Annotated in this window: 14 protein-coding genes; 11 read left to right on the plus strand and 3 right to left on the minus strand. The window is 57.0% G+C overall.

The annotated features are described in order from the left end of the window. Nucleotides 1-33 precede the first annotated feature (33 nt). Both LDN04_RS09445 and LDN04_RS09450 read left to right on the plus strand, forming a co-directional pair. The gene (locus tag LDN04_RS09445) at nt 34-1,452 is read left to right on the plus strand and encodes an alginate export family protein (RefSeq protein WP_223909233.1); all 1,419 of its coding nucleotides are present in this window, start codon (nt 34-36) and stop codon (nt 1,450-1,452) included. 393 nt (nt 1,453-1,845) lie between these two features. Then, nucleotides 1,846-2,475: a hypothetical protein gene (locus LDN04_RS09450; protein WP_223909236.1), complete on the plus strand. Its 630-nt coding sequence runs from the start codon at nt 1,846-1,848 to the stop codon at nt 2,473-2,475. Between the two features lie 169 nt (nt 2,476-2,644). On the opposite strand, the gene gptM is transcribed toward LDN04_RS09450, so the two are convergent. After that, entirely contained in the window at nt 2,645-3,943 is a 1,299-nt protein-coding gene (gene gptM / locus LDN04_RS09455; RefSeq protein WP_223909239.1) for a geopeptide radical SAM maturase, read from the minus strand. Nucleotides 3,944-4,350: 407 nt separating this feature from the next. On the opposite strand from gptM, the gene LDN04_RS09460 reads away from it, so the two are divergent. The 3 genes from LDN04_RS09460 to LDN04_RS09470 are packed head-to-tail and all read left to right on the plus strand — an operon-like array spanning nt 4,351 to nt 8,458. After that, nucleotides 4,351-6,180: a TonB-dependent siderophore receptor gene (locus LDN04_RS09460; protein ID WP_223909241.1), complete on the plus strand. Its 1,830-nt coding sequence runs from the start codon at nt 4,351-4,353 to the stop codon at nt 6,178-6,180. Further along, nucleotides 6,180-7,028, plus strand: a complete 849-nt coding sequence (locus tag LDN04_RS09465) for an ABC transporter substrate-binding protein (protein ID WP_223909243.1) — start codon at nt 6,180-6,182, stop codon at nt 7,026-7,028. Before LDN04_RS09460 ends, LDN04_RS09465 begins: the two co-directional genes overlap by 1 nt. A 26-nt stretch (nt 7,029-7,054) precedes the next feature. Continuing rightward, complete coding sequence (locus LDN04_RS09470) at nt 7,055-8,458, plus strand: ATP-binding protein (RefSeq protein ID WP_223909245.1); 1,404 nt, start codon at nt 7,055-7,057, stop codon at nt 8,456-8,458. A 208-nt stretch (nt 8,459-8,666) separates the two neighbouring features. On the opposite strand, the gene LDN04_RS09475 is transcribed toward LDN04_RS09470, so the two are convergent. Then, nucleotides 8,667-10,028 (minus strand): sigma-54 dependent transcriptional regulator, encoded by a 1,362-nt coding sequence (locus LDN04_RS09475; RefSeq protein WP_223909248.1) that lies wholly within the window; start codon nt 10,026-10,028, stop codon nt 8,667-8,669. A 116-nt stretch (nt 10,029-10,144) separates the two neighbouring features. Here LDN04_RS09475 and LDN04_RS09480 point away from each other — a divergent pair, with 116 nt between their 5' ends. The 5 genes from LDN04_RS09480 to LDN04_RS09500 all read left to right on the plus strand — a co-directional run bounded on the left by LDN04_RS09480 (nt 10,145) and on the right by LDN04_RS09500 (nt 14,763). Continuing rightward, nucleotides 10,145-11,431, plus strand: a complete 1,287-nt coding sequence (locus LDN04_RS09480) for a nodulation protein NfeD (protein WP_223909250.1) — start codon at nt 10,145-10,147, stop codon at nt 11,429-11,431. A gap of 84 nt (nt 11,432-11,515) precedes the next feature. Further along, the gene (locus LDN04_RS09485) at nt 11,516-12,277 is read left to right on the plus strand and encodes a slipin family protein (protein ID WP_223909253.1); all 762 of its coding nucleotides are present in this window, start codon (nt 11,516-11,518) and stop codon (nt 12,275-12,277) included. An 88-nt stretch (nt 12,278-12,365) separates the two neighbouring features. Beyond that, on the plus strand, nt 12,366-13,871 hold the full coding sequence (locus LDN04_RS09490) for a phosphotransferase (protein WP_223909255.1): 1,506 nt from the start codon (nt 12,366-12,368) through the stop codon (nt 13,869-13,871). A 93-nt stretch (nt 13,872-13,964) separates the two neighbouring features. After that, nucleotides 13,965-14,480 carry a ferritin gene (locus LDN04_RS09495; protein ID WP_223909259.1) on the plus strand — a complete coding sequence of 172 codons (516 nt, stop codon included), beginning with the start codon at nt 13,965-13,967 and terminating at the stop codon, nt 14,478-14,480. Between the two features lie 4 nt (nt 14,481-14,484). Further along, complete coding sequence (locus tag LDN04_RS09500) at nt 14,485-14,763, plus strand: DUF1450 domain-containing protein (RefSeq protein ID WP_223909266.1); 279 nt, start codon at nt 14,485-14,487, stop codon at nt 14,761-14,763. 70 nt (nt 14,764-14,833) lie between these two features. Here LDN04_RS09500 and LDN04_RS09505 read toward each other — a convergent pair whose 3' ends face one another. Then, nucleotides 14,834-15,862, minus strand: a complete 1,029-nt coding sequence (locus LDN04_RS09505) for a peptidylprolyl isomerase (RefSeq protein WP_223909269.1) — start codon at nt 15,860-15,862, stop codon at nt 14,834-14,836. A 280-nt stretch (nt 15,863-16,142) separates the two neighbouring features. Between LDN04_RS09505 and LDN04_RS09510 the strand changes: the two genes are divergently transcribed. After that, nucleotides 16,143-19,589: a pyruvate carboxylase gene (locus LDN04_RS09510; RefSeq protein WP_223909270.1), complete on the plus strand. Its 3,447-nt coding sequence runs from the start codon at nt 16,143-16,145 to the stop codon at nt 19,587-19,589. Nucleotides 19,590-19,646 lie beyond the last annotated feature (57 nt).

The raw sequence follows: 19,646 nt of genomic DNA on the forward strand, positions 1-19,646 counted from the left end.
TCTCCGTCAGAGGCTCGCCTAGGAAGAGAGACGATGAGATTGCGCTACGTAAGTGTCTATGTTTGCACCATCATCATCGTGATGATGACGATCCCGATGACACCTGCATCTGCCGAACCGGGAACAAATCTCCAACTCCCTTCATACCGGCTCAACCGTGCCGACGAGGACTATCGCTACCTGCGCGATCCCGCACGTCGTATCGACTTCTGGGACCCAGTGAAATATGTGCCGCTCGACGAGACCGGGGGCTGGTTCATCTCCATCGGCGGGGAGGCGCGGGAGCGGTACGAATACTTCGGTCATCCCGGTTGGGGACAGAACCCCCAGGACCACGGCTATCTCCTCCAACGCTACTTCTTGCATGGCGATCTTCAGATGGGTGAGCACGTCCGCCTTTTCAGCCAGCTCCAGAGCAGTCTGGAAGATGGGCGAAAAGGTGGCCCACGAACATCTGACGAAAACGAGCTTGATCTGCACCAGGCGTTCCTCGACCTGAAGCTGGATTTAGGCGGGGATTCATCGTTTACCCTGCGCTCGGGCCGGCAAGAGTTGGCGTATGGCACTCAGCGTATCATCTCGGTGAGGGAAGGGCCAAACGTGCGTCAGAGCTTCGACGGTTTCCGGGGCATCTATCGGGGGGGAGATGTTCAGATAGATGGCTTTGCCACCAAGCCGGCGCAGACTAACCGCCATGTCTTCGACGACGGGCCGGATAATGCCAAGGCCCTCTGGGGGGCGTATGCAGTACTCCCCTTTCAGCTCCTCCCCAAGGGGAATATTGATCTCTACTACATCGGCTTGTTCCGCCGCAATGCGAGCTTTGATCAGGGGACTGCCCGTGAGACGCGGCATTCGGTGGGAACCAGGTTGTGGCGCACCGCTGCCCCCCTCGATTACAACTTTGAGTTCCTCTACCAGTGGGGAAGCTTTGGCAGCGGTGATATCGCTGCCTGGACTGCCGCTTCCGACACCGGCTACACCTTTGCGGCGCTTCCACTCCGCCCGCGCATCGGCCTGCGCGCGGACATAGCCAGTGGCGATAGGGACCCGGCCAACCCCGACCTACAGTCCTTCAATCCGCTTTTCCCCAAAGGGGCCTATTTCAGCGAGGCGGGCCTTATCGGTCCGGTCAACTTCATCGACCTGAACCCTTGCTTCGACCTCCACGTTACCGACCGTCTCACCATTATCTTCGACTGGGATTTTTTCTGGCGGGAGAGCACCCACGACGGGCTTTACAGCAGTGCCATTGTTCGGGTCCGCTCCGGCACGGCGAGCGACGCCCGCTACATTGGCAGCATGCCACAGGCGCAATTGTTGTGGGATATCAATCGCCACCTTTCGTTTACGGCGATTTACGGCCATTTCATTGCCGGCCGTTTCCTGAAAGAGACCGGCCCCGGTGAGGATGTGAACTACGTGACGACGTGGCTAACCTACAAGTTCTGACATAAGGCATACCAACGAGGCATTGACCGGGCAGTTGCGAGCACCTCTGTCAGAGCACATCTAAATACCGAATTACTCTTGCGGTGCGAACTGAAGTCTTTTGCCGAAGTAGTCAGAGGTGTTCTTTAGCCCCTCCAAGTAGTTTCCGTGGACCGCAGCCCAGATTTATTGAATTTACTGTAAGGATTTTCTGGAGGAACAGTGCAACCAGGAGGAACGGTGGGCATTTAATTGTTGACTAGACTTAATCAAGACGATACAACATGTCAGAAAGATAGTAGATTATGGCATTTACATTTTTAGGATGTTTCTACGACGTCCCTGTATCTGCTGATCCCGTTATTGAATATTGATTGATAGTTGTTATTGAATTAATACATTTAGGTGGTGCAATTGAACCAACTTATTAAACAACTCATAAAAAAAACCCCACTTTACCATCCTCTGAGGTCCTTGCTTGATTTGTGGGGGGAAAAAAGATGGGAAAGGGAGGGAAAACCAATTCCTCCACCTTACCTTATTAAACAATTAACACTCAAAACTTACGCAAAGAAGTTTAAGCTGAAGATTTTGATTGAGACTGGAACATATTATGGGGATATGATTGAAGAGATGAAGGATATATTTGATCGGATATACTCGATTGAGCTAAGTGACGAGTTATATGAAAAAGCAAGACTAAGATTCAAAAAGTATGAACACATAGAGTTGATTCACGGGAATAGTGGAATCGAACTCGAAAATTTAATACATAGTATACAGCAGCCCGCCCTTTTTTGGCTTGACAGCCATTTCTCATCAGGAGAAACTGCCAAGGGGGATAAAGACACTCCAATCTATGAAGAATTAGAGCACATACTTAATGCCCCAGATATGGGGCATGTAATTATTATTGACGACGCACGTTTCTTCGGGACAGACCCTGCTTATCCAACCATCGACGAACTTTGCGTTTTTGTTAGATCAAAGAGGCCTGAAATAAACATTCTTGTGCAGGATGACACTATAAGAATAACTCCATAATAATAATTCCAATCAAACACTTTCTGGCTACCTCTCACTTATCTGGTTATATTGAGGTATATTTAGTTAAATTCAGTGGACTTTGGACGAATGAGATGCCGGGATAGACCAGGAGCTGGTTTGCCATTGTTTGGTCTGCTGCCGGAAAAGGGGACTGCTGAGTTTTAAATTAAGACTTTCGTGAACCTGCCGCCAGATCCTGGCGAACAAACGTTTCCAGCGACGCATCCAGCATGGCCCGACGACAATCCACGCCGTCGATGGCCCCTGTTTGCAACTTGCGGAAGAAGCGGCAGCCGCCGAAGCAAAGCGGCAGGTAGGCGCATTCGAGGCATTCATCATTTTTCCAGACATCAAGATTGTGTGATTGGCGGTAATCGCAGATCCCTTTGGCCAACGTGCCAACCTTCAGCTCCTCCTGACCCATGAATACCGGGCATTTATAGAGACCACCGTCGTATCCCACCACCACGTCATTGGCAAACTCAATCATGCATGCGCTCGGTTTGATCTTTGCCACCGGGAAGCCCCGCTTGATCACCTCTCCACGCAGGTAGACCGCAGCCTCGATGGCCCATGGTTCGGCGGTGCAGGCGCAGGTCGAGGCGCGGTCGCCGCTGACGCTGCCATCGGCCCTGGGCATAACCGGTGAAAAAGAGACCTCTTTCAAGCGGGCAGGCTCGATGCCAGCCGCGATCATCATGTCCAGTAGTTCCGGAAAGCGGCGGTAATTGTCGCGGGTGTAGTTGCCACCCAGGTCGATGGCAACCAGCCTGTGCACCTCGACCAGGTTGGCCATGATAGTCGCAAAGCTCCCCTTGCCGGAGACGAACGGCCGCTGGGCATCGTGGATGTCGGGGGGGCCGTCAATGGTGAGGCGCACGGCAGAAAGGCCGAGCGGCAGCAGTTCCTCCACCACGCTCCGGGTTAGCAGGACCCCGTTTGAAAACATATTGAAGGTAAAACCGACGCCACGGCGGTCGGCGACGTCCCTCAGGCGTGAGGCGATCTCGTGCAACAGGTCGAGTCGCATCAAGGCTTCGCCGCCGTAAAAATCCACGGTTACATCCAACCCCTCGGCCATCCGCTCGGTCAGTCGCTGCACCAGCAGATCGGCGGTAGCAGCGTTCATCGCGAAACGCCCCCGGAATGGTTCTTCGTAACAGTAGGGACAGGCCAGGTTGCACTCCAACGTCAGAGTCACCGTCCCCTTGAAGCGCCGGCTCTCGCTGTTCAGCTTGTCGAAGGTTTCCCTCATCTCCTCCCGCTCCGCGTCCCGATCCGGGACCAGCACCCCCAGGCGGGCAAAAGTCTCCCGTTCCCGGTCGGACAGTTCGCCGCCATCCGCCAGCCGCTGCCAGAGGGACTCCGACAGTTCCAGCACCGCGCAGCGTCGGGTGGCGACCAATAGTATCCGTCCCGGTCTTTCGGGAGAGGAGTAGGTTTTCAGATACCTGGAAAGGTGCATGGCAGACCCTTGGTGATTACGTCAAATAACAAAATGCAACCAACTGAAAGTGAAACTGATATCACAGCAATGCGTTTGTTGCTTTCAGGTGACAAGTTGTATGCAGAAACAGCCTCTTTAACCGGTAGAAAAACGTAGCGGGGAGCTATTATCACTCCCCGCTACGTTTCGTAAAGCTAAGCACTTCTGGCTGTATTACCTGAACAGCAACTCTGTACAGCACCCGCTTCCACCCCTTCCTCCAGAACGACCAATTCTTCTTCCATGGCTCTCACCTCCTTATTAAGTTCTGGACAACATAACCAGTAATCTGTTAATTAATATGCATACTCAATGCCATGATTTTCATTAACCGTTTATATAGCCTCCGGGCGTTATGTGCCGCCGTTGCATTGGTAGCCTTCCTCGTGCCCAGTCAGGTCCGCGCTGCGGGTGATGATGACAACACAGACATTCTGAGCCTGGGGGATAATCGTCAGGAACAGCTGCTTACCACCTCCCGCCCGCCACGGCCAACCTCCTACATCGCTGAAAACGTTACCGTCGTCACCAGCTCCGACATCGAGCGCCTCAATGCCCACACACTGGTCGAAGTGCTGCAGACCGTCCCCGGCATCCATTTCGATGTGATCCAGACCCCTGGCAACTCGGTCTTTTTCAGCCTGCAGGGGATAACCAACAGGCATGTCCTGGTCCAGATCGACGGCGTCCCCCAGAACTTCATAAGTTCAGACAATATCGCCGAACTCGGCGCCATCCCGGTGCAGATGATCGAACGGGTCGAGATCATCAAGGGGGCTGCCTCTTCGTCATGGGGCTCGGCCTTGGGTGGGGTTGTCAATATCATCACCAAGTCGCCAGACCCGGAGCGCAAGGCGGGCGGCATGGTGTCAGGCTCCATCGGCTCCAGCTATACGGCCGACAGCCGTGGGGAGATCAGCGGCACCGTCAACCGGTTCGGCTACTACCTGACTGGCGGCAATCTCCGCTCGGATGGCCTTGTCCCCGGAACCCAGGTACGTTTCAATCACGGATTTGGCAAACTTACCTATGACCTGGGCACCAAAGGGAGCATAGCCCTGGGGTTTGACCTGCGGGACAAACGGACAGGCCTTGAGGATTCAATAGCCTATAATTACCATGACAGCAGCGACAGCCGCTATGCATCCGGCTATCTCAATCTGCGCTATGCCCTGGCCGATGACCTGAACCTGACCCTGAACAGCTACGGCGGTCGTCGTTTCATGACTGCCAAATGGGGGGAGCTGACCAGTTCAACCCTCTGGAGAGACGGCTCGACCCGGGAGATTTACCGGGGAGCGAATCTGGGGCTTACCTGGGGCACCTCTGATAACAACCTGAGCGCCGGAGTCGAATACGAGCGCAATGACCTGCACAGTCGGGAGCTTGTCTGGCTTGACCCTGTTGACAATTTCGATATGTCCATGGACCGCTGGTCCGGTTACCTCAATGGAATCTGGACCATTGGCCGTCTCAGCATCCTCCCCGGCATCCGGTTTGACCACACCAACCTGCTGGACGACGCTTACAGCTATTCCCTGGGCCTCACCTACCGGCTGACCGACAGCACCACCCTGCGGACCTATGCCGCAAGGGGCTATGGGATGCCGGTTGTCAACAATCTGTCTTTTCTCAACGGCATACGCAGTAATCAGAACATCCAGACCGTGCAGGCCGGTTTCGAAACCACCTCCATCCCCTACCTCTGGCTGAAGGGCACCCTGTTCTACAACAACATCTGGAAGATCCAGGACTTTGATCTCAGCACAACTCCGGCAACTGTAACCCTGCACGACCAGGTGCGCCAGGGTGCGGAACTGGAACTGCGCACCTCGCCGCTGTATGGCCTCTCCATGTCTGGTGGCTATACGTATTCCGATTCGTGGGACAAGGCCACCAAGGCGGAGCTGACCAGTTCCAACAGCGGGCCGCGTCAGAATCTCAAGCTGGGGCTGAATTACGACAACAGCGATTTGGGGTTGCGGGGTACCCTGAACGGCAACTTCGTCAAGTGGAACGTGCCAGCCGACCAAAACCCCCATCTGTCGGCAATGATCTGGAATCTGCACCTGAACTGGAAGCCGTTCCAGAAGCATGAAAGTGCTCCGGAACTGTTCTTCTCGATCAACAACATCTTCAACGGCAGCCAGTATATAGTTGATTTCAAGCCGAATGCGCCTCGCTGGTTCGAGGGCGGAGTGAGGGTAAGGTTCTGATGCGGCGCCTTCTCTTCGTCATAATCGCCCTGGCGACCCTGCTCCCCTCCCTGGCACAGGCCTACGACGTCCTGGTACTTCAGAGCAGCCACAATACCGGCTACGAACAGGCGTTTAACGGCTTCCGGAGCGACTGCAAAGCCCCGCAGCGCGTGGTTGTGCTGTCTGACTACGTCGACGTTGACGTCGTCCGGATCGTGCGTGAGGAGCGCCCCCGGCTGATCCTGGCCATAGGGGACACAGCCCTGGCTGCGACACGCAAGATCACCCAGACGCCGGTGATTGCCGTGGTGGCGCTCGGCATCAACGCCAAGGCCAACCTGACCGGCGTAACGATGTTTGCCCCTCCCGAGAAATATTGTAATCTGTTCAAACAGTTGAAGGTGCATAATGTCGGTGTCATTCATAATCCCGACAAGACCGGCTGGTATCTGGACAAGGCCCAGAAGGCGGCCGAGAAGGTCGGCATCAAGCTCATAGTTCGCAAGGTTGCGACCCCAAGAGAGACCCTGGCCCAGCTCGACTCGCTGGCCGGGAAAGTCGATACCCTCTGGATGCTCCCCGATACCACGGCGGTCACCCGCGAAACGGTTGAGGCCTATTTCCGTTTTGGCCAGCACCAGGCGGTACCGGTCGTTTCCTTTGCCTCGAGTTATCTGGGGTTGGGCGCTGCGGCGGCAGTTGACATTAACTCCACCGAAATGGGACGGCAGGCCGGTGACATGGCCAATGCTCTCCTCCGTGGAGTTCGTATCGACGACATCCCCCGCCAGGCTCCACGCGGTACGAAGTACACGATCAACCCGAATGTCCTGGGAAAGCTTGATATTAATGATGCATCGGAGTAACCTGCCAAAACAGTGAGGGACTACCCATGTCACACTACCCGCTGCCAATACACTTCCGATCAAGTTTTCAGTACCGACTTTTCCGTGTTTTCACCCTCCTGACCTCGCTCATCGCACTTATCTTTTTAACCGTCTACATCACGTTTGAAATCAGAAATCAGCGGGCACATATCTCCGCACAGCTCCACTTGCAGGCGCAACATCTGGCCGAAACCATCCGCCTGCCGCTCTATGCCGAGAACCGGCCGGTCCTTCAGCAGCTTGCCGAGGGAGCGACTCACCAGATTCCCGAATTGCGGGGGGTGGTGATTACGGCGAGTAATGGAAAGGTACTGACTGATGTCCGGCTACCGAGAAGCGAAAATAACGCCGGTGTAATCGAGGAAACGGTAGAGGTCCGTAGCGACACCTTGGCCAGCTCTCCTGAATCGGCCATCAGCGGAGGAACTGAACCTGGCCCGACATTAATCGGAAGGGTCAGTCTGAAGCGGAGCACGGAAGACCTGCTCCTGATGTCTTACCGGCTTGTCGCGATTTCATGTGCCATGGCGGTAGGATTCTGGCTGACGGTTTCCCTGATCTGTTACCTTGTTCTCCGGCAGGTAACCAAATCTTTCAATGTCCTCATACAGGGGATTCATGCCATGCAGAGCGGTGATTTATCCGCCCGGATCAACGTTGTTTCCGACGACGAGCCGGGCAGGGCAGCCAATGCCGTCAATGACCTGGCAGACGCCCTTGCGGCACGGACCGTTGAACTCGAGAATGCCAATCGGGAACTGGAGGCGTTCAACTACTCGGTCTCCCACGATTTACGCAAGCCCTTGACGGTCATCTATTCTTATTGCCAGTTCATCCAGGAATTCTGCAGCCACAACCTGGATGCCCAGTGTCGTGAATATCTGCAAGAGATCAGTGACGGTAGCCAGCGCATGAACCAGCTCATCGGCACTCTACTCGAATTTGCCTCCCTCACCCGCACTGAACTTTACCGGTGCCATGTCGACCTGAGCGAGATTGCTCATACTACAGCCAAGGGACTGGTTGTGACAGAACCCAGCCGCAAGGTCACGCTCCGTATTGCTGAAGGCATTACCGTCAAGGGAGACAGGAATTTGCTCCAGGTAGTCATGGACAACCTCTTGAGCAACGCCTGGAAGTTCACCAGCAAGAAGGAAGATGCGCTGATTGAATTTGGCGTGCTGGAAGACGAAGGGATGCCGGCTTATTATGTCCGGGATAACGGGAGCGGCTTCAACATGACGCATGCGGACAAACTGTTCATTCCTTTCCATCGTCTACCCGGAACAGGTGTTGATGGCCACGGCATCGGCCTTGCGACGGTAGAGCGGATAATCAAGCGTCACGGTGGGCGGGTCTGGGCCGAGGGGGAGCCGGAAAAGGGAGCGACTTTCTATTTCACCCTTTGACCTTCCTCTGCATTCATCGTAGCCATAAATCCGGCGTAAAAAACTGCGCCGGATGCAAAAAAGCCCCACAAATGCCCATGGCTTGTGGGGCTTTTTTTAAAGCTAACTGCTTCAAAACTGGAGGTTATGGAGTTCGCCGAGGAAGGGGATGCCGTTGTGGGAGAGGGCTCCCTGGCAGCGGTCAGCCGGGAGTCGATAACGCTCCTCGCTACCGTTCCATTCCCAGTCGCCGCATCTTCTCCACCAGCGTCGTCCGGTTGAGATTGAGCATGGCTGCGGCTTTCGCCTTGACCCCGTTCGTGAGGCTCAGCGCCTCGAGGATCATCATTTTTTCTATTTCGGCAATGGTCTTGACCAGGTCAACCCCCCGTTCCGAGACCTTGGTCAATGCCATCTCGGATATCTTGCGGGGGAGATCGTTGAGGGTGATGACACTGTCTTCCGTGAGGGCGACGGTACGCTCCACGACGTTTTCCAGTTCCCGCACGTTGCCGGGCCAGCCGTACAGTTCCAGTGCCTCCATGGCATTTTTCGCGATGGTCATGAGGGGGCGCTTCATCTCCCGGCAGTTCTTCTCAAGGAAATACCTGACCAGCGGCAGGATATCCTCGATCCGCTCCCGCAAAGGGGGGATGTGGAGGGGAATGACGTTCAATCTGTAGTAGAGGTCTTCCCGGAATGTCCCCTTTTGAACCTCCTCTTCCAGGTCCTGGTTGGTCGCCGAGATCACCCGCACGTCGATCTTGATCGGCCTGGTTGAGCCGACCCGCTCCACTTCCTGCTCCTGCAAGACCCGCAGCAGTTTTGTTTGGAGGTGCATCGGCATGGTGCCGATCTCGTCAAGCAGGATGGTGCCATGATTGGCCGCCTCGAACTTGCCGATCTTATCCTTCGCGGCGCCGGTGAAGGCCCCCCGGACGTAGCCGAACAGTTCACTTTCCAGCAGGTTTTCCGGGATCGCCCCGCAGTGGACGGCAATGAACGGTTTGTCCTTCCGACTGCCGTTGAAGTGGATCGCCTTGGCGACGACCTCCTTGCCGGTCCCCGATTCGCCAAGGATCAGGACCGTGGAATCGGTCTTGATAATCCGTTTCATCAGATTGAAGACCTTCTGCATGGCGGGGGAGTTGCCGACGATGTTGGCGAATTCGTACTTGTCGCGGAGCTGTTTCTTCAGGTAGACGTTCTCGGTGAGGAGCTGGTGTTTTTCCACCGTCTTGGCGAGGATGATGCGAAGTTCGTCGATGTTGAGCGGTTTGGTGATGTAGTCGCAGGCCCCTTCCTTCATGGCCTGCACCGCGGTTTCCGCCGACGCATAACCGGTGATGAGGATCACCTCGGTCAGGGGGGAGTCTTCCTTGACCTTTTTCAGGATGTCGATGCCGCTGGTATCCGGGAGGAGAAGGTCCGTGATGACGATGTCGAACCGTTCACGCTGGAGGAGCAGAAAGGCTTCCTGCCCTGAACCGCAGCCGGTCAGCTGATAGTCACTGCTCTTCAGCAGCAGGATCAGGGCCTCGCGGCTGGCCGCTTCGTCGTCGATGAGAAGGATTTTGCTGCGCTCTTTCATGGCATCCACTCTCCTGAGGCGTTATACATAACATTATTACGCTGGAATGACAAGACCCCCTTTGACCGGGGAGCGGAAGGAGGTATACTTTCAACTGGATTGTTCACGGGGGTTCCATGGGGCGCACCATTTTTTTCATCCTCTGCCTGCTGGTTTCAGCAGTCGGACTCAGTGCCGAACAGGACAGGATACGGGTCGTCGGCATCCATGATCCGATCACCCCCGTGACAGCGGCCTTCCTGCACCGTAACCTGCAGGAAGCGACGCGGGAGGGGGATCGACTGCTGTTGATCGAGCTCGATACCCCCGGCGGGCTCGATACCGCCATGCGTGCGATGGTGCAGGATATCTTCGCCAGTCCGGTACCGGTGGCGGTATTCGTAGCCCCCGCCGGTGCACGGGCCGCCTCGGCCGGTGCGATCATCGCCCTGTCCGCCGACGTCTGCGCCATGGCGCCCGGCACCAACATCGGCGCCGCCCATCCGGTGAGCATCGGCGAGAAACCGGACAAGGTGATGGAGGCGAAGATTGTCAACGATGCGGAGGCCTACGTGGAGGGGATTGCCCGCAAGCGAGGTCGGAACGAGGCACTGGCGCGGCAGATGGTGCGTGACAGCATCTCTCTCAGCGCGGACAAGGCGCTGGCGGGTCGGGTCATCGATCTTGTTGCGGCCAACCGCACCGACCTGTTCAGGCAGCTGGAGGGGCGCCGCATCAGCCGGGATGGGAAGGAACTGGTGCTGAAGCTGGCGGGGGCTGCGATAATGCCGGCGGAAATGGGGATGCGGGAGCGGATACTCAATGCCATCAGCAACCCGAACGTGGCCTATGTGCTGCTGATGATCGGCATGCTCGGCCTCTTCTTCGAGCTTTCCAATCCTGGCGTCATTCTCCCCGGAGCGATCGGCGGGATATCTCTCATCCTGGCCTTTTTCGCCTTCCAGACCCTGCCGGTCAACTACGCCGGTGTGCTGCTGATCCTTCTGGCGCTGATTCTGTTCATCGCCGAGATCAAGATCGTTTCCCACGGAATGCTGACAGTCGGAGGGGTGATTGCCATGGTGCTCGGGTCGCTTCTGCTGTTCGAATCTCCGGAGCCCTACCTGCGGGTTTCCTGGAGCGTGATCCTGGTGACGGTGGCAGCGACGGTCGGTTTTTTTGTCGTTGCCGTCAGAAAGGCCCTGCAGGCCCACCGCAACCAGCCGACTACCGGCCGGGAGGGGCTGGTGGGCGAGGTGGGGGCCGCGGACGGAGATATCACCCCTGCGGGGGGGAAGGTCTTTGTTCGGGGAGAATACTGGGATGCGCGGAGTGATGCGCCGATCTCCGCCGGGGAACAGGTGGTGGTGGACGGGGTGGAAGGGATGAGACTCAAGGTGCGGAAGGCGGGGACCAGGGACTAGGGGACCGGTTAAAGACTTTTCGAAATATGCCCAGAAGGGGAGGATGCTTTTTTATCCGGTCCCCCATATCAAGGAGGTTTGTTCATGTTCGATGTTTTCAATTACGTGCCGGTGATCTTCGTCGCCATCCTTTGCATCATGTTTGCCGCCAGCGCGGTGCGGATTCTCCCCGAATACGAACGGGGAGTGCTGTTCCGGCTCGGCCGGCTGGCGGGGGTGCGGGGGCCGGGACTGTTCTTCATCATCCCCGGCATCGACCGGATGGTGCGGGTGTCGCTCCGGACCGTCGCCTTCGACGTTCCTCCCCAGGACGTCATCACCCACGACAACGTGACGGTCAAGGTCTCGGCGGTCATCTACTTCCGGGTCATGGAACCCCAGAAGGCGATTGTCGAGGTGGAAAACTTCCTCTACGCCACGAGCCAGCTCTCCCAGACCACCCTCCGGAGTGTCCTCGGTCAGGTGGATCTGGATGAACTTCTGGCCAACCGGGAGAAGATCAACAAGGAGTTGCAGGAGATACTCGACCGGCATACCGGGCCGTGGGGGGTGAAGGTCGCCAATGTGGAGGTGAAGAACATCGATCTCCCCCAGGAGATGCAACGGGCCATAGCCAAGCAGGCCGAGGCGGAGCGGGAACGGCGCGCCAAGGTGATCCACGCCGAAGGGGAACTGCAGGCCTCGGAGAAACTGGCCCAGGCCGCCAAGGTGCTGGCAGTCGAACCGACGTCCCTCCAGCTCCGCTACCTCCAGACCCTGACGGAGATCGCCGCCGAAAAGAATTCCACCACCATCTTCCCGGTCCCTATCGACCTGATCAAGATGTTCCTGGAGAAAAAGCCGTGACCGGGAACCGGGAACCGGTAACCGCACCAGAGCGGAACCGGGCAGTCACCGGTCCCGAGTCCCGGGTCCCGGGTCCCGTCCTATGCTGATGGAGATGCATGCCCATACGTCCGAGCACTCCCCCTGTAGCAGCGTTTCCGCCGTGGAACTGGTGCGAAGGGTCTTCGCCAAGGGGTTGCAGGGAATCGTCCTGACCGACCACCATTACCTGTGGGGTGCGGAGGAGTTGAAGGGGGTGCGACGGGCAGCCGAGGTCCCTGATCATTTTCTGCTCCTGGCCGGCCAGGAGGTCAGTTCCGCCGAGCTGGGGGACGTGCTCGTCTACGGCGCCACTGAATCCCTCCCCCTCGGTACGTCGCTCCTGGATATCCGTCGCCGTTTTCCCGACGTGGCCCTGGTATGGGCCCATCCCTACCGGGGGAGTCGCATCCCTGCTGACGAGGACCTGTGTGACCCCCTTCTGGACGGTGTGGAGATATTCAATTCCAACCAGTCGGTGCGGGGTAACAGCCAGGGGCTCCAGGACTGGCACCGCCTGCATTTCACCGCAATCGCCGGCACCGATACCCACGGCGCGAGTTATGCCGGGACCTACCCGACCCAGTTCGACCATCCGCTCCGCACCATGTCCGATCTGGTGGAGGAACTCCGTCGGGGGCGCTGCCGTCCCTTCTTCAAGGAGATCCCCCGCGCCGGAGCCAACACCCGGGTGACGGAGGTAACCATCGGGACCAAGGGGGCGGACGAGTTCCGGGAGCGGATCATCATAAAGAGCATCGAAAACCGCCAGAAATGGAAGAATGCCGATCGGGCCTACCATATCATGGAAACCCTGGCGGAGCACGGTTTTGGCGGCGGTCTGTTCCGGGTGCCGCGCCCCATCGACGAGGACCCGGCCTCCATGACCATCATCGAAGAGGGGCTGCGGGGAAAATCCCTGTTCGACAAGCTTTTGACCTCCTCTCTCGCCGATGGCCGCGAGTATCTCCAACTGGCGGCCCGCTGGCTCGCACGTCTCCACAACTGTCGACTGGTAATCACCCCACCCGACGACTTCCTCCCCCGGGAAGAGCTCCGGCTGGCCAGGTACCTGGAGCGCTTCACCGCAATCAATCACCGGCATACCCGCAAGGCCCGCGAGATCATGGAACTCGTGCAGGCTGAGGAGACACGGCTGGTGCAGGAGGACCCGAGTGCACTCGTGCAGGGTCATGGTGATTTCCATCCAAAAAACGTCTTCATCGGCCAGGACAACCAGGAAAACCGGGAGACCCTGTTCATAGCGGCCATCGATTTCGAGAGCTCCCTCGTCCTGCCGCGGGCCTTCGATGTCGGCTGTTTCCTTGCCCAGTTCCGCAACCAGTTCTTTGCCCACCCCGCCATGCTGAAGGAGTTCCCCGAGTCCCTGTTTCTCGATGCTTACCTGCAGGAGGCCGGGATGGGAGATGGCGAGTTCCGGCGCCAGGTCGAGCTGTTCCGTGCCCGTACCAACTTGAGCATCGCCGCCTATCTCATCAAGCTCGGTCTGGGGGGGGGCGAGGACCTGTGGCGGGTGCTGGTGGAAGCGGAACAGGCGGTCAGCTGTCTTGGGTGAAAGGGGCTATGGCTTTGCCCTGGCGCTGTTACTATTTCGGGTTATAATGAAAAAACAGTGCGAACACCATTTTATCGAGGAGGGACCATCTGTATGCTGAGCAAAAAAATGTACACCGCCCTGAACAAACACCTGAATACCGAACTGTTCTCGGCGCATCTCTACCTGAACATGTCGTCCTGTGCCAACGCCATGGGGCTCAAGGGGACTGCCAGCTGGTTCATGGTGCAGTACCAGGAGGAGATGGTCCACTTCATGAAATTTTACACCTATCTCAACAGCCAGGGAGAGCCGGCGCTCGTCGAGGCCATGGCGGCCCCGGCCAGCACGTTCACGTCGTTCCTCTCCCTGTTCGAGCAGACCCTCAAACACGAGCAGTACATTACCTCGTGCATCAATAACCTGGCCGACCTGGCGTTCAAGGAAAAGGACCATGCCAGCGGTATATTTCTCCAGTGGTTCATAACCGAGCAGATCGAGGAGGAGGAGAACGACCGGGAGATCATTGGCAAGCTGAAGCTGATCGGCGACAACGGTCAGGGGCTACTCATGCTCGACAACGAACTGGCTGCGCGGGTGTTTACCCCGCCGCCGGCAACCGCAGCGTAAGGCCGTGAACGTGAAAGTCCGGTTCTGCGAAAACAACAAGGGGAAATCCCAGGTCTTCCGGCGGTTGCAGGAGGAATTCCCCGACATTGATGCCAAGATCAAGAAATGTCTCGGGCAGTGCGGCAGCTGCGCGGAACAGCCCATTGCCATGGTCGGGGGGAAAAAGGTCAAGGGGAAGGATGTGGAGGGTCTTTACCGGAACATCGTGGCAGCCCTTCGGGAAGGCGTCGGCACGGAACAGAAGAAGGATAAGAAGAAAAAGAACGAGAAGAACAACCGATAAAAGGTACAGGTACGTTTAACGAAAAAAGCCCGCTTCTGCGGGCTTTTTTCATGTCACAAACGGTGTAAAACTAAATTTTTTCGATCTTCGCCTTGCTCCGGAGGTCTTTCAGCAGCGCATCGATATCTTTCTGTATTTTCTGGTTTTTCAGGTAATCGGAGATCTTACCCTTCACGTCCTCGTACTTGAGGGTCTCGGCCGCTTTTTTGTCGGTCAGCTTGATGATGTGGTAGCCGAACTGGGTTTCCACGACGCCGCTCACTTCACCCGGTTTGAGGGCAAAGGCGGCATCCTCGAAGGGCTTGACCATCTGGCCGTGGCCGAAGAAGCCGAGATCGCCACCCTGTGCGCTGCTCGGGCAGGTGGAGTCGGACTTGGCGATGGCGGCGAAATCTTCGCCGGCCTTGATTTTTTTCAGGAGGGCTTCCGCCTTCTCGCGGGCGTTCTGCTTCGCCTCAGGTCCTGCCTTCTCGTCGACACCGCACAGAATATGGCTGGCACGGACAGATTCGCTCTGCTTGAACTTGTCCTGGTTATCGTCATAGAACTTCTTCGCTTCGGCATCCGTGACCGTGACTTTTCCCGCTATCTCCTTTTCGATATAGCCGTTGATCACCAGATCCTTGAGGGTGAGCACTTTCAATTCCGCCTCGGTCAGGTCGGCTGATTTGAGGGCAGCGGCGAATTCTTCGGGTTTGCCGAATTTGGCCCGGCTCTGGGCGATCTTTTCCTCGACCTGTTTGTCAATGTCCTTGATTTCGACCTTCTTGCCTGCCTGGTAGAGGAGTTCCGCCGAGATAAGCTGCTCGACGGTGGCCTCCTCGGCCTGGGTCCTGACTTCGGCGGGAAGTTGGTCGAGGGTCATATTCCGCTGGGAGAGCAGGACCTTCATGGCCCGGTCGACTTCGCCGCGGGTGATCGCCTCGCCGTTGACCTTCACGACGATGTCGCCGGGGGATTTACGTGCCGTTGATTCCTGTTTTGCGGGAGCAGGTTGCGCCTCCTTTGTCTCGGCGCCGAATACGGATCCTCCCTGTAGTATGGTGCCGGCAAGCATGGCGCAGAGTGCACTGGTTGCAAGTTTTGCGGGGAATTTCATCGAACGTTCTCCTTGTCGAATGGTGTGTGACAGGTACACTTATATATCACCTTTGTCAGGTTTATCAAAGTGGAAAGGTAGTAGGTATGTATACAGAGTGTTATATACCATATAACGCCATTATAGTGTTGACATGTAGGGTTGAATCTGGTTTTATGTGCAGTACTGGTAATTCGGTGTAACCATTCAAAATAACTAAATAAATTTAGCATTACTAAAGTTTTTATTAATATTGTAACTGTTTTATTTATCATAAAATACGCCATTTCTGGAGGTTTCAATGGATAGAAGGACGTTCCGTAAAGTCATGGCCGCAAACCGCGGCGAAATAGCCATCCGCATCTTCCGCGCCTGCACCGAACTGGGTATCGGCACGGTGGCACTCTATTCCGAAGAGGACAAGCTCTCCCTCCATCGCTACAAGGCGGACGAAGCCTATCTGATCGGCAAGGGGAAGAGCCCCATCGACGCCTATCTCGGGATCGACGAGATCATTGCCCTGGCGCTGAAGGCGGATGTGGACGCCATTCATCCCGGCTACGGTTTCTTGGCCGAAAATGCCGAATTTGCCGAAAAGTGCGAGGCTAACGGTATTGCCTTTATCGGTCCCACGGCCGAGATGCAGCGCGCACTGGGAGACAAGGTCGCGGCGCGGAAGGTGGCCATGGCTGCAGGCGTGCCGACCGTCCCCGGTACGGAAGATCCGATCGAGAAAGAAGAGGAGGCGCTCAAGTTCGCCAAGGAGAACGGCTACCCGATCATCATCAAGGCCGCCGCGGGTGGCGGCGGACGCGGCATGCGCGTGGCACACAACAAAAAAGAGCTGCTGGAAGGGCTGGTGGCGGCCGGCAGCGAGGCCAAGGCGGCTTTCGGCAATGCGGCCGTGTTCCTTGAGCGTTATCTGGAGAATCCCAAGCATATTGAGGTTCAGGTAATGGGGGACAACTACGGCAACCTGGTTCACTTCTACGAGCGCGACTGCTCGATCCAGCGACGCCATCAGAAGGTGGTAGAGTTTGCTCCCTCTCTCTCCCTGACCCAGAAGATCCGAGAGGAGCTTTGCACCGCGGCGCTCAAGATTGCCGGGGAGGTCAAATACCGTAATGCCGGGACGGTCGAATTCCTGCTGGATAAGGAGGGAAACTGGTATTTCATCGAGATGAATCCGCGCATTCAGGTGGAGCACACGGTGACCGAGATGATCACGGGGCGCAACCTGGTGCAGGATCAGATTCTGATTGCCTGTGGTCACAAGCTCTCCGACCCGGAAATCAACATACCGTCGCAATCCGCCATCGACATGCGCGGCTATGCCATCCAGTGTCGCATCACCACCGAGGATCCGACAAATAATTTTGCCCCGGATTTCGGGACGCTCACTACTTATCGTTCCGCAGCCGGCTGCGGCATCCGTCTTGACGCGGGCAATGCCTTCACCGGCGCCAAAATCACTCCGCACTACGACTCGCTGCTGGTGAAGGTCAGTTCCTGGGGGCTTACCTTCCAGGCAGCGGCCAACATCATGAATCGCGCGTTGCAAGAGTTCCGGGTGCGGGGGGTCAAGACCAACATCGGCTTCCTGGAGAACGTCGTTACCCATTCGGTCTTCCTCAAGGGCAAATGCGACACCTCGTTCATCGAGAAGCATCCCGAACTGCTGGTCATCCGCGAGAAGAAGGACCGCGCCAGCAAGGTTCTGACCTTCCTGGGGGATGTCATCGTCAATGGCGCCCCCGGCGTTGCCAAGCCGCTCAAGTCGGCAGACCTGATCGAGGCCCGCGTGCCGGAGGTTGATTATACTATGCCACGGCCATCCGGCAGTCGTGATCTGTTCATGACCCTGGGTGCCGAGGGGCTCAGCAAGTGGATAGTGGAGCAAAAAAAGCTGCTCCTGACTGACACCACCATGCGCGACGCCCACCAGTCCAACCTGGCTACCCGCGTGCGCACCTACGACCTGCTCAAGATCGCTGAACCTACTTCGTACCTGGCCTCGGACATCTTCTCCCTGGAGATGTGGGGCGGTGCCACCTTCGACGTTTCAATGCGCTTTCTGAAAGAGGACCCCTGGCAGCGCCTCCACAAGCTCTCCGAGGCGGTTCCCAACATCCTGTTCCAGATGCTGTTACGTGGCTCCAATGCCGTGGGGTATACCAACTATCCGGACAACGTGGTGGAAAAGTTTGTCGAAGAGGCTGCCAATTCGGGTATCGATATCTTCCGCGTGTTCGACTCACTCAACTGGACCACCGGCATGAAGGTGGCCATGGAAGCGGTGCGCAAATCGGGCAAGGTCTGTGAGGCAGCCATCTGCTATACCGGCGACATCACCGATCCCAAACGGGACAAATACCCGCTGGAGTACTACGTCAACATGGCCAAAGAGCTGGAGAAGATGGGTGCCCATATCCTGGCCATCAAGGATATGGCCGGCCTGCTCAAGCCGCTGGCGGCCTACAAGCTGGTCAAGGCGCTCAAGGAAAATATCGGCATCCCGGTCCACCTGCATACCCATGATACCTCCAGCAACGGCAGCGCCACGCTGCTCAAGGCCAGCGAAGCCGGTGTGGATATCGTTGATGCCGCTCTGTCGTCCTTGTCCGGCCTGACCGCGCAGCCTAATCTGAATGCTTTGGTGGCGGCGCTGGAGGGGAGCGAGCGCGACCCGCAGGTCAATGCCCGCGGGCTGCAGAAACTGGCCAACTACTGGGAGACGGTGCGCGACTACTACGCCCCCTTCGAGTCGGGTCTGAAGAGCGGCACGGCCGAGGTGTATCACCACGAGATTCCCGGCGGCCAGTATTCCAACTACAAGCCGCAGGTGGCCGGGCTTGGCCTCATCGAGCGCTGGGACGAATGCAAGGAGATGTACCACAAGGTCAACCTGCTGTTTGGAGACATCGTCAAGGTGACCCCCTCATCCAAGGTGGTGGGGGACATGGCCATGTTCCTGGTCAAGAACAACCTGGAGCCGGAGGATATCTTCACCTCCAGGGAGGAACTGGCTTTCCCCGAATCGGTAGTCGGCATGTTCAAGGGGATGCTGGGCCAGCCTTACCAGGGGTGGCCGGAAGAGCTGCAGAAGATCGTCCTCAAGGGTGAACAGCCCATCACCTGCCGTCCCGGTGAACTGCTGGAGCCGGTGGACTTCCTGGAGGAGAAGCTCCTCCTTGAGGAAAGGCTTGGCCACAAGGTGGACGACAGGGCGCTCCTCTCCCATATCCTCTATCCCAACGTCTATCCGGAATTCGACCGTCATCGCCAGGAGTTTTCCGATACCTCGGTCATTCCGACTCCGATATTTTTCTACGGCCTAGAGCCGGGGCAGGAGACCTCGCTGGATATCGAGCCGGGCAAGACCCTGATCATCAAGCTCAACGCCATCGGCAAGGTTCAGAAGGACGGCACCCGGGCCGTTTACTTCGAGCTGAACGGCAATAACCGGTCGGTGGTGATCCGCGATCAGTCTGTCCAGACCGATGAAAAGGTGAACGAGAAGGCTGACAAGGGGAATCCGAACCACATCGGTGCCCCCATGCCGGGCAAGGTGCTCAAGGTCAACGTCAAGCCAGGTGACGAGGTCAAGGCGGGAGACGTACTTATGGTGACCGAGGCGATGAAGATGGAAACCAACATCAAGGCCAAGGCCGACGGAAAGGTCGTCGAGGTGAAGTTCAAGGAAGGGGAAAAGGTGGAAAAGGAGGATCTGGCCTTCGTGCTGGCCTGATACGCTCTCCCTTGACTGATGTTATGGAAGGCCCTCCTATGGCGGGCCTTTCGTTTA

The organism is Geobacter sp. AOG1 (genome assembly GCF_019972315.1).
Lineage (GTDB): Bacteria > Desulfobacterota > Desulfuromonadia > Geobacterales > Geobacteraceae > Geomobilimonas.

Bases quoted from the DNA above. Each gene is read 5' to 3' on its own strand.
- LDN04_RS09445 (WP_223909233.1), top strand. From the start codon at position 34: ATGAGATTGCGCTACGTAAGTGTCTATGTTTGCACCATCATCATCGTG.
- gptM (WP_223909239.1), bottom strand. From the start codon at position 3,943: ATGCACCTTTCCAGGTATCTGAAAACCTACTCCTCTCCCGAAAGACCG.
- LDN04_RS09465 (WP_223909243.1), top strand. From the start codon at position 6,180: ATGCGGCGCCTTCTCTTCGTCATAATCGCCCTGGCGACCCTGCTCCCC.
- LDN04_RS09470 (WP_223909245.1), top strand. From the start codon at position 7,055: ATGTCACACTACCCGCTGCCAATACACTTCCGATCAAGTTTTCAGTAC.
- LDN04_RS09475 (WP_223909248.1), bottom strand. From the start codon at position 10,028: ATGAAAGAGCGCAGCAAAATCCTTCTCATCGACGACGAAGCGGCCAGC.
- LDN04_RS09480 (WP_223909250.1), top strand. From the start codon at position 10,145: ATGGGGCGCACCATTTTTTTCATCCTCTGCCTGCTGGTTTCAGCAGTC.
- LDN04_RS09485 (WP_223909253.1), top strand. From the start codon at position 11,516: ATGTTCGATGTTTTCAATTACGTGCCGGTGATCTTCGTCGCCATCCTT.
- LDN04_RS09490 (WP_223909255.1), top strand. From the start codon at position 12,366: ATGGAGATGCATGCCCATACGTCCGAGCACTCCCCCTGTAGCAGCGTT.
- LDN04_RS09495 (WP_223909259.1), top strand. From the start codon at position 13,965: ATGCTGAGCAAAAAAATGTACACCGCCCTGAACAAACACCTGAATACC.
- LDN04_RS09505 (WP_223909269.1), bottom strand. From the start codon at position 15,862: ATGAAATTCCCCGCAAAACTTGCAACCAGTGCACTCTGCGCCATGCTT.
- LDN04_RS09510 (WP_223909270.1), top strand. From the start codon at position 16,143: ATGGATAGAAGGACGTTCCGTAAAGTCATGGCCGCAAACCGCGGCGAA.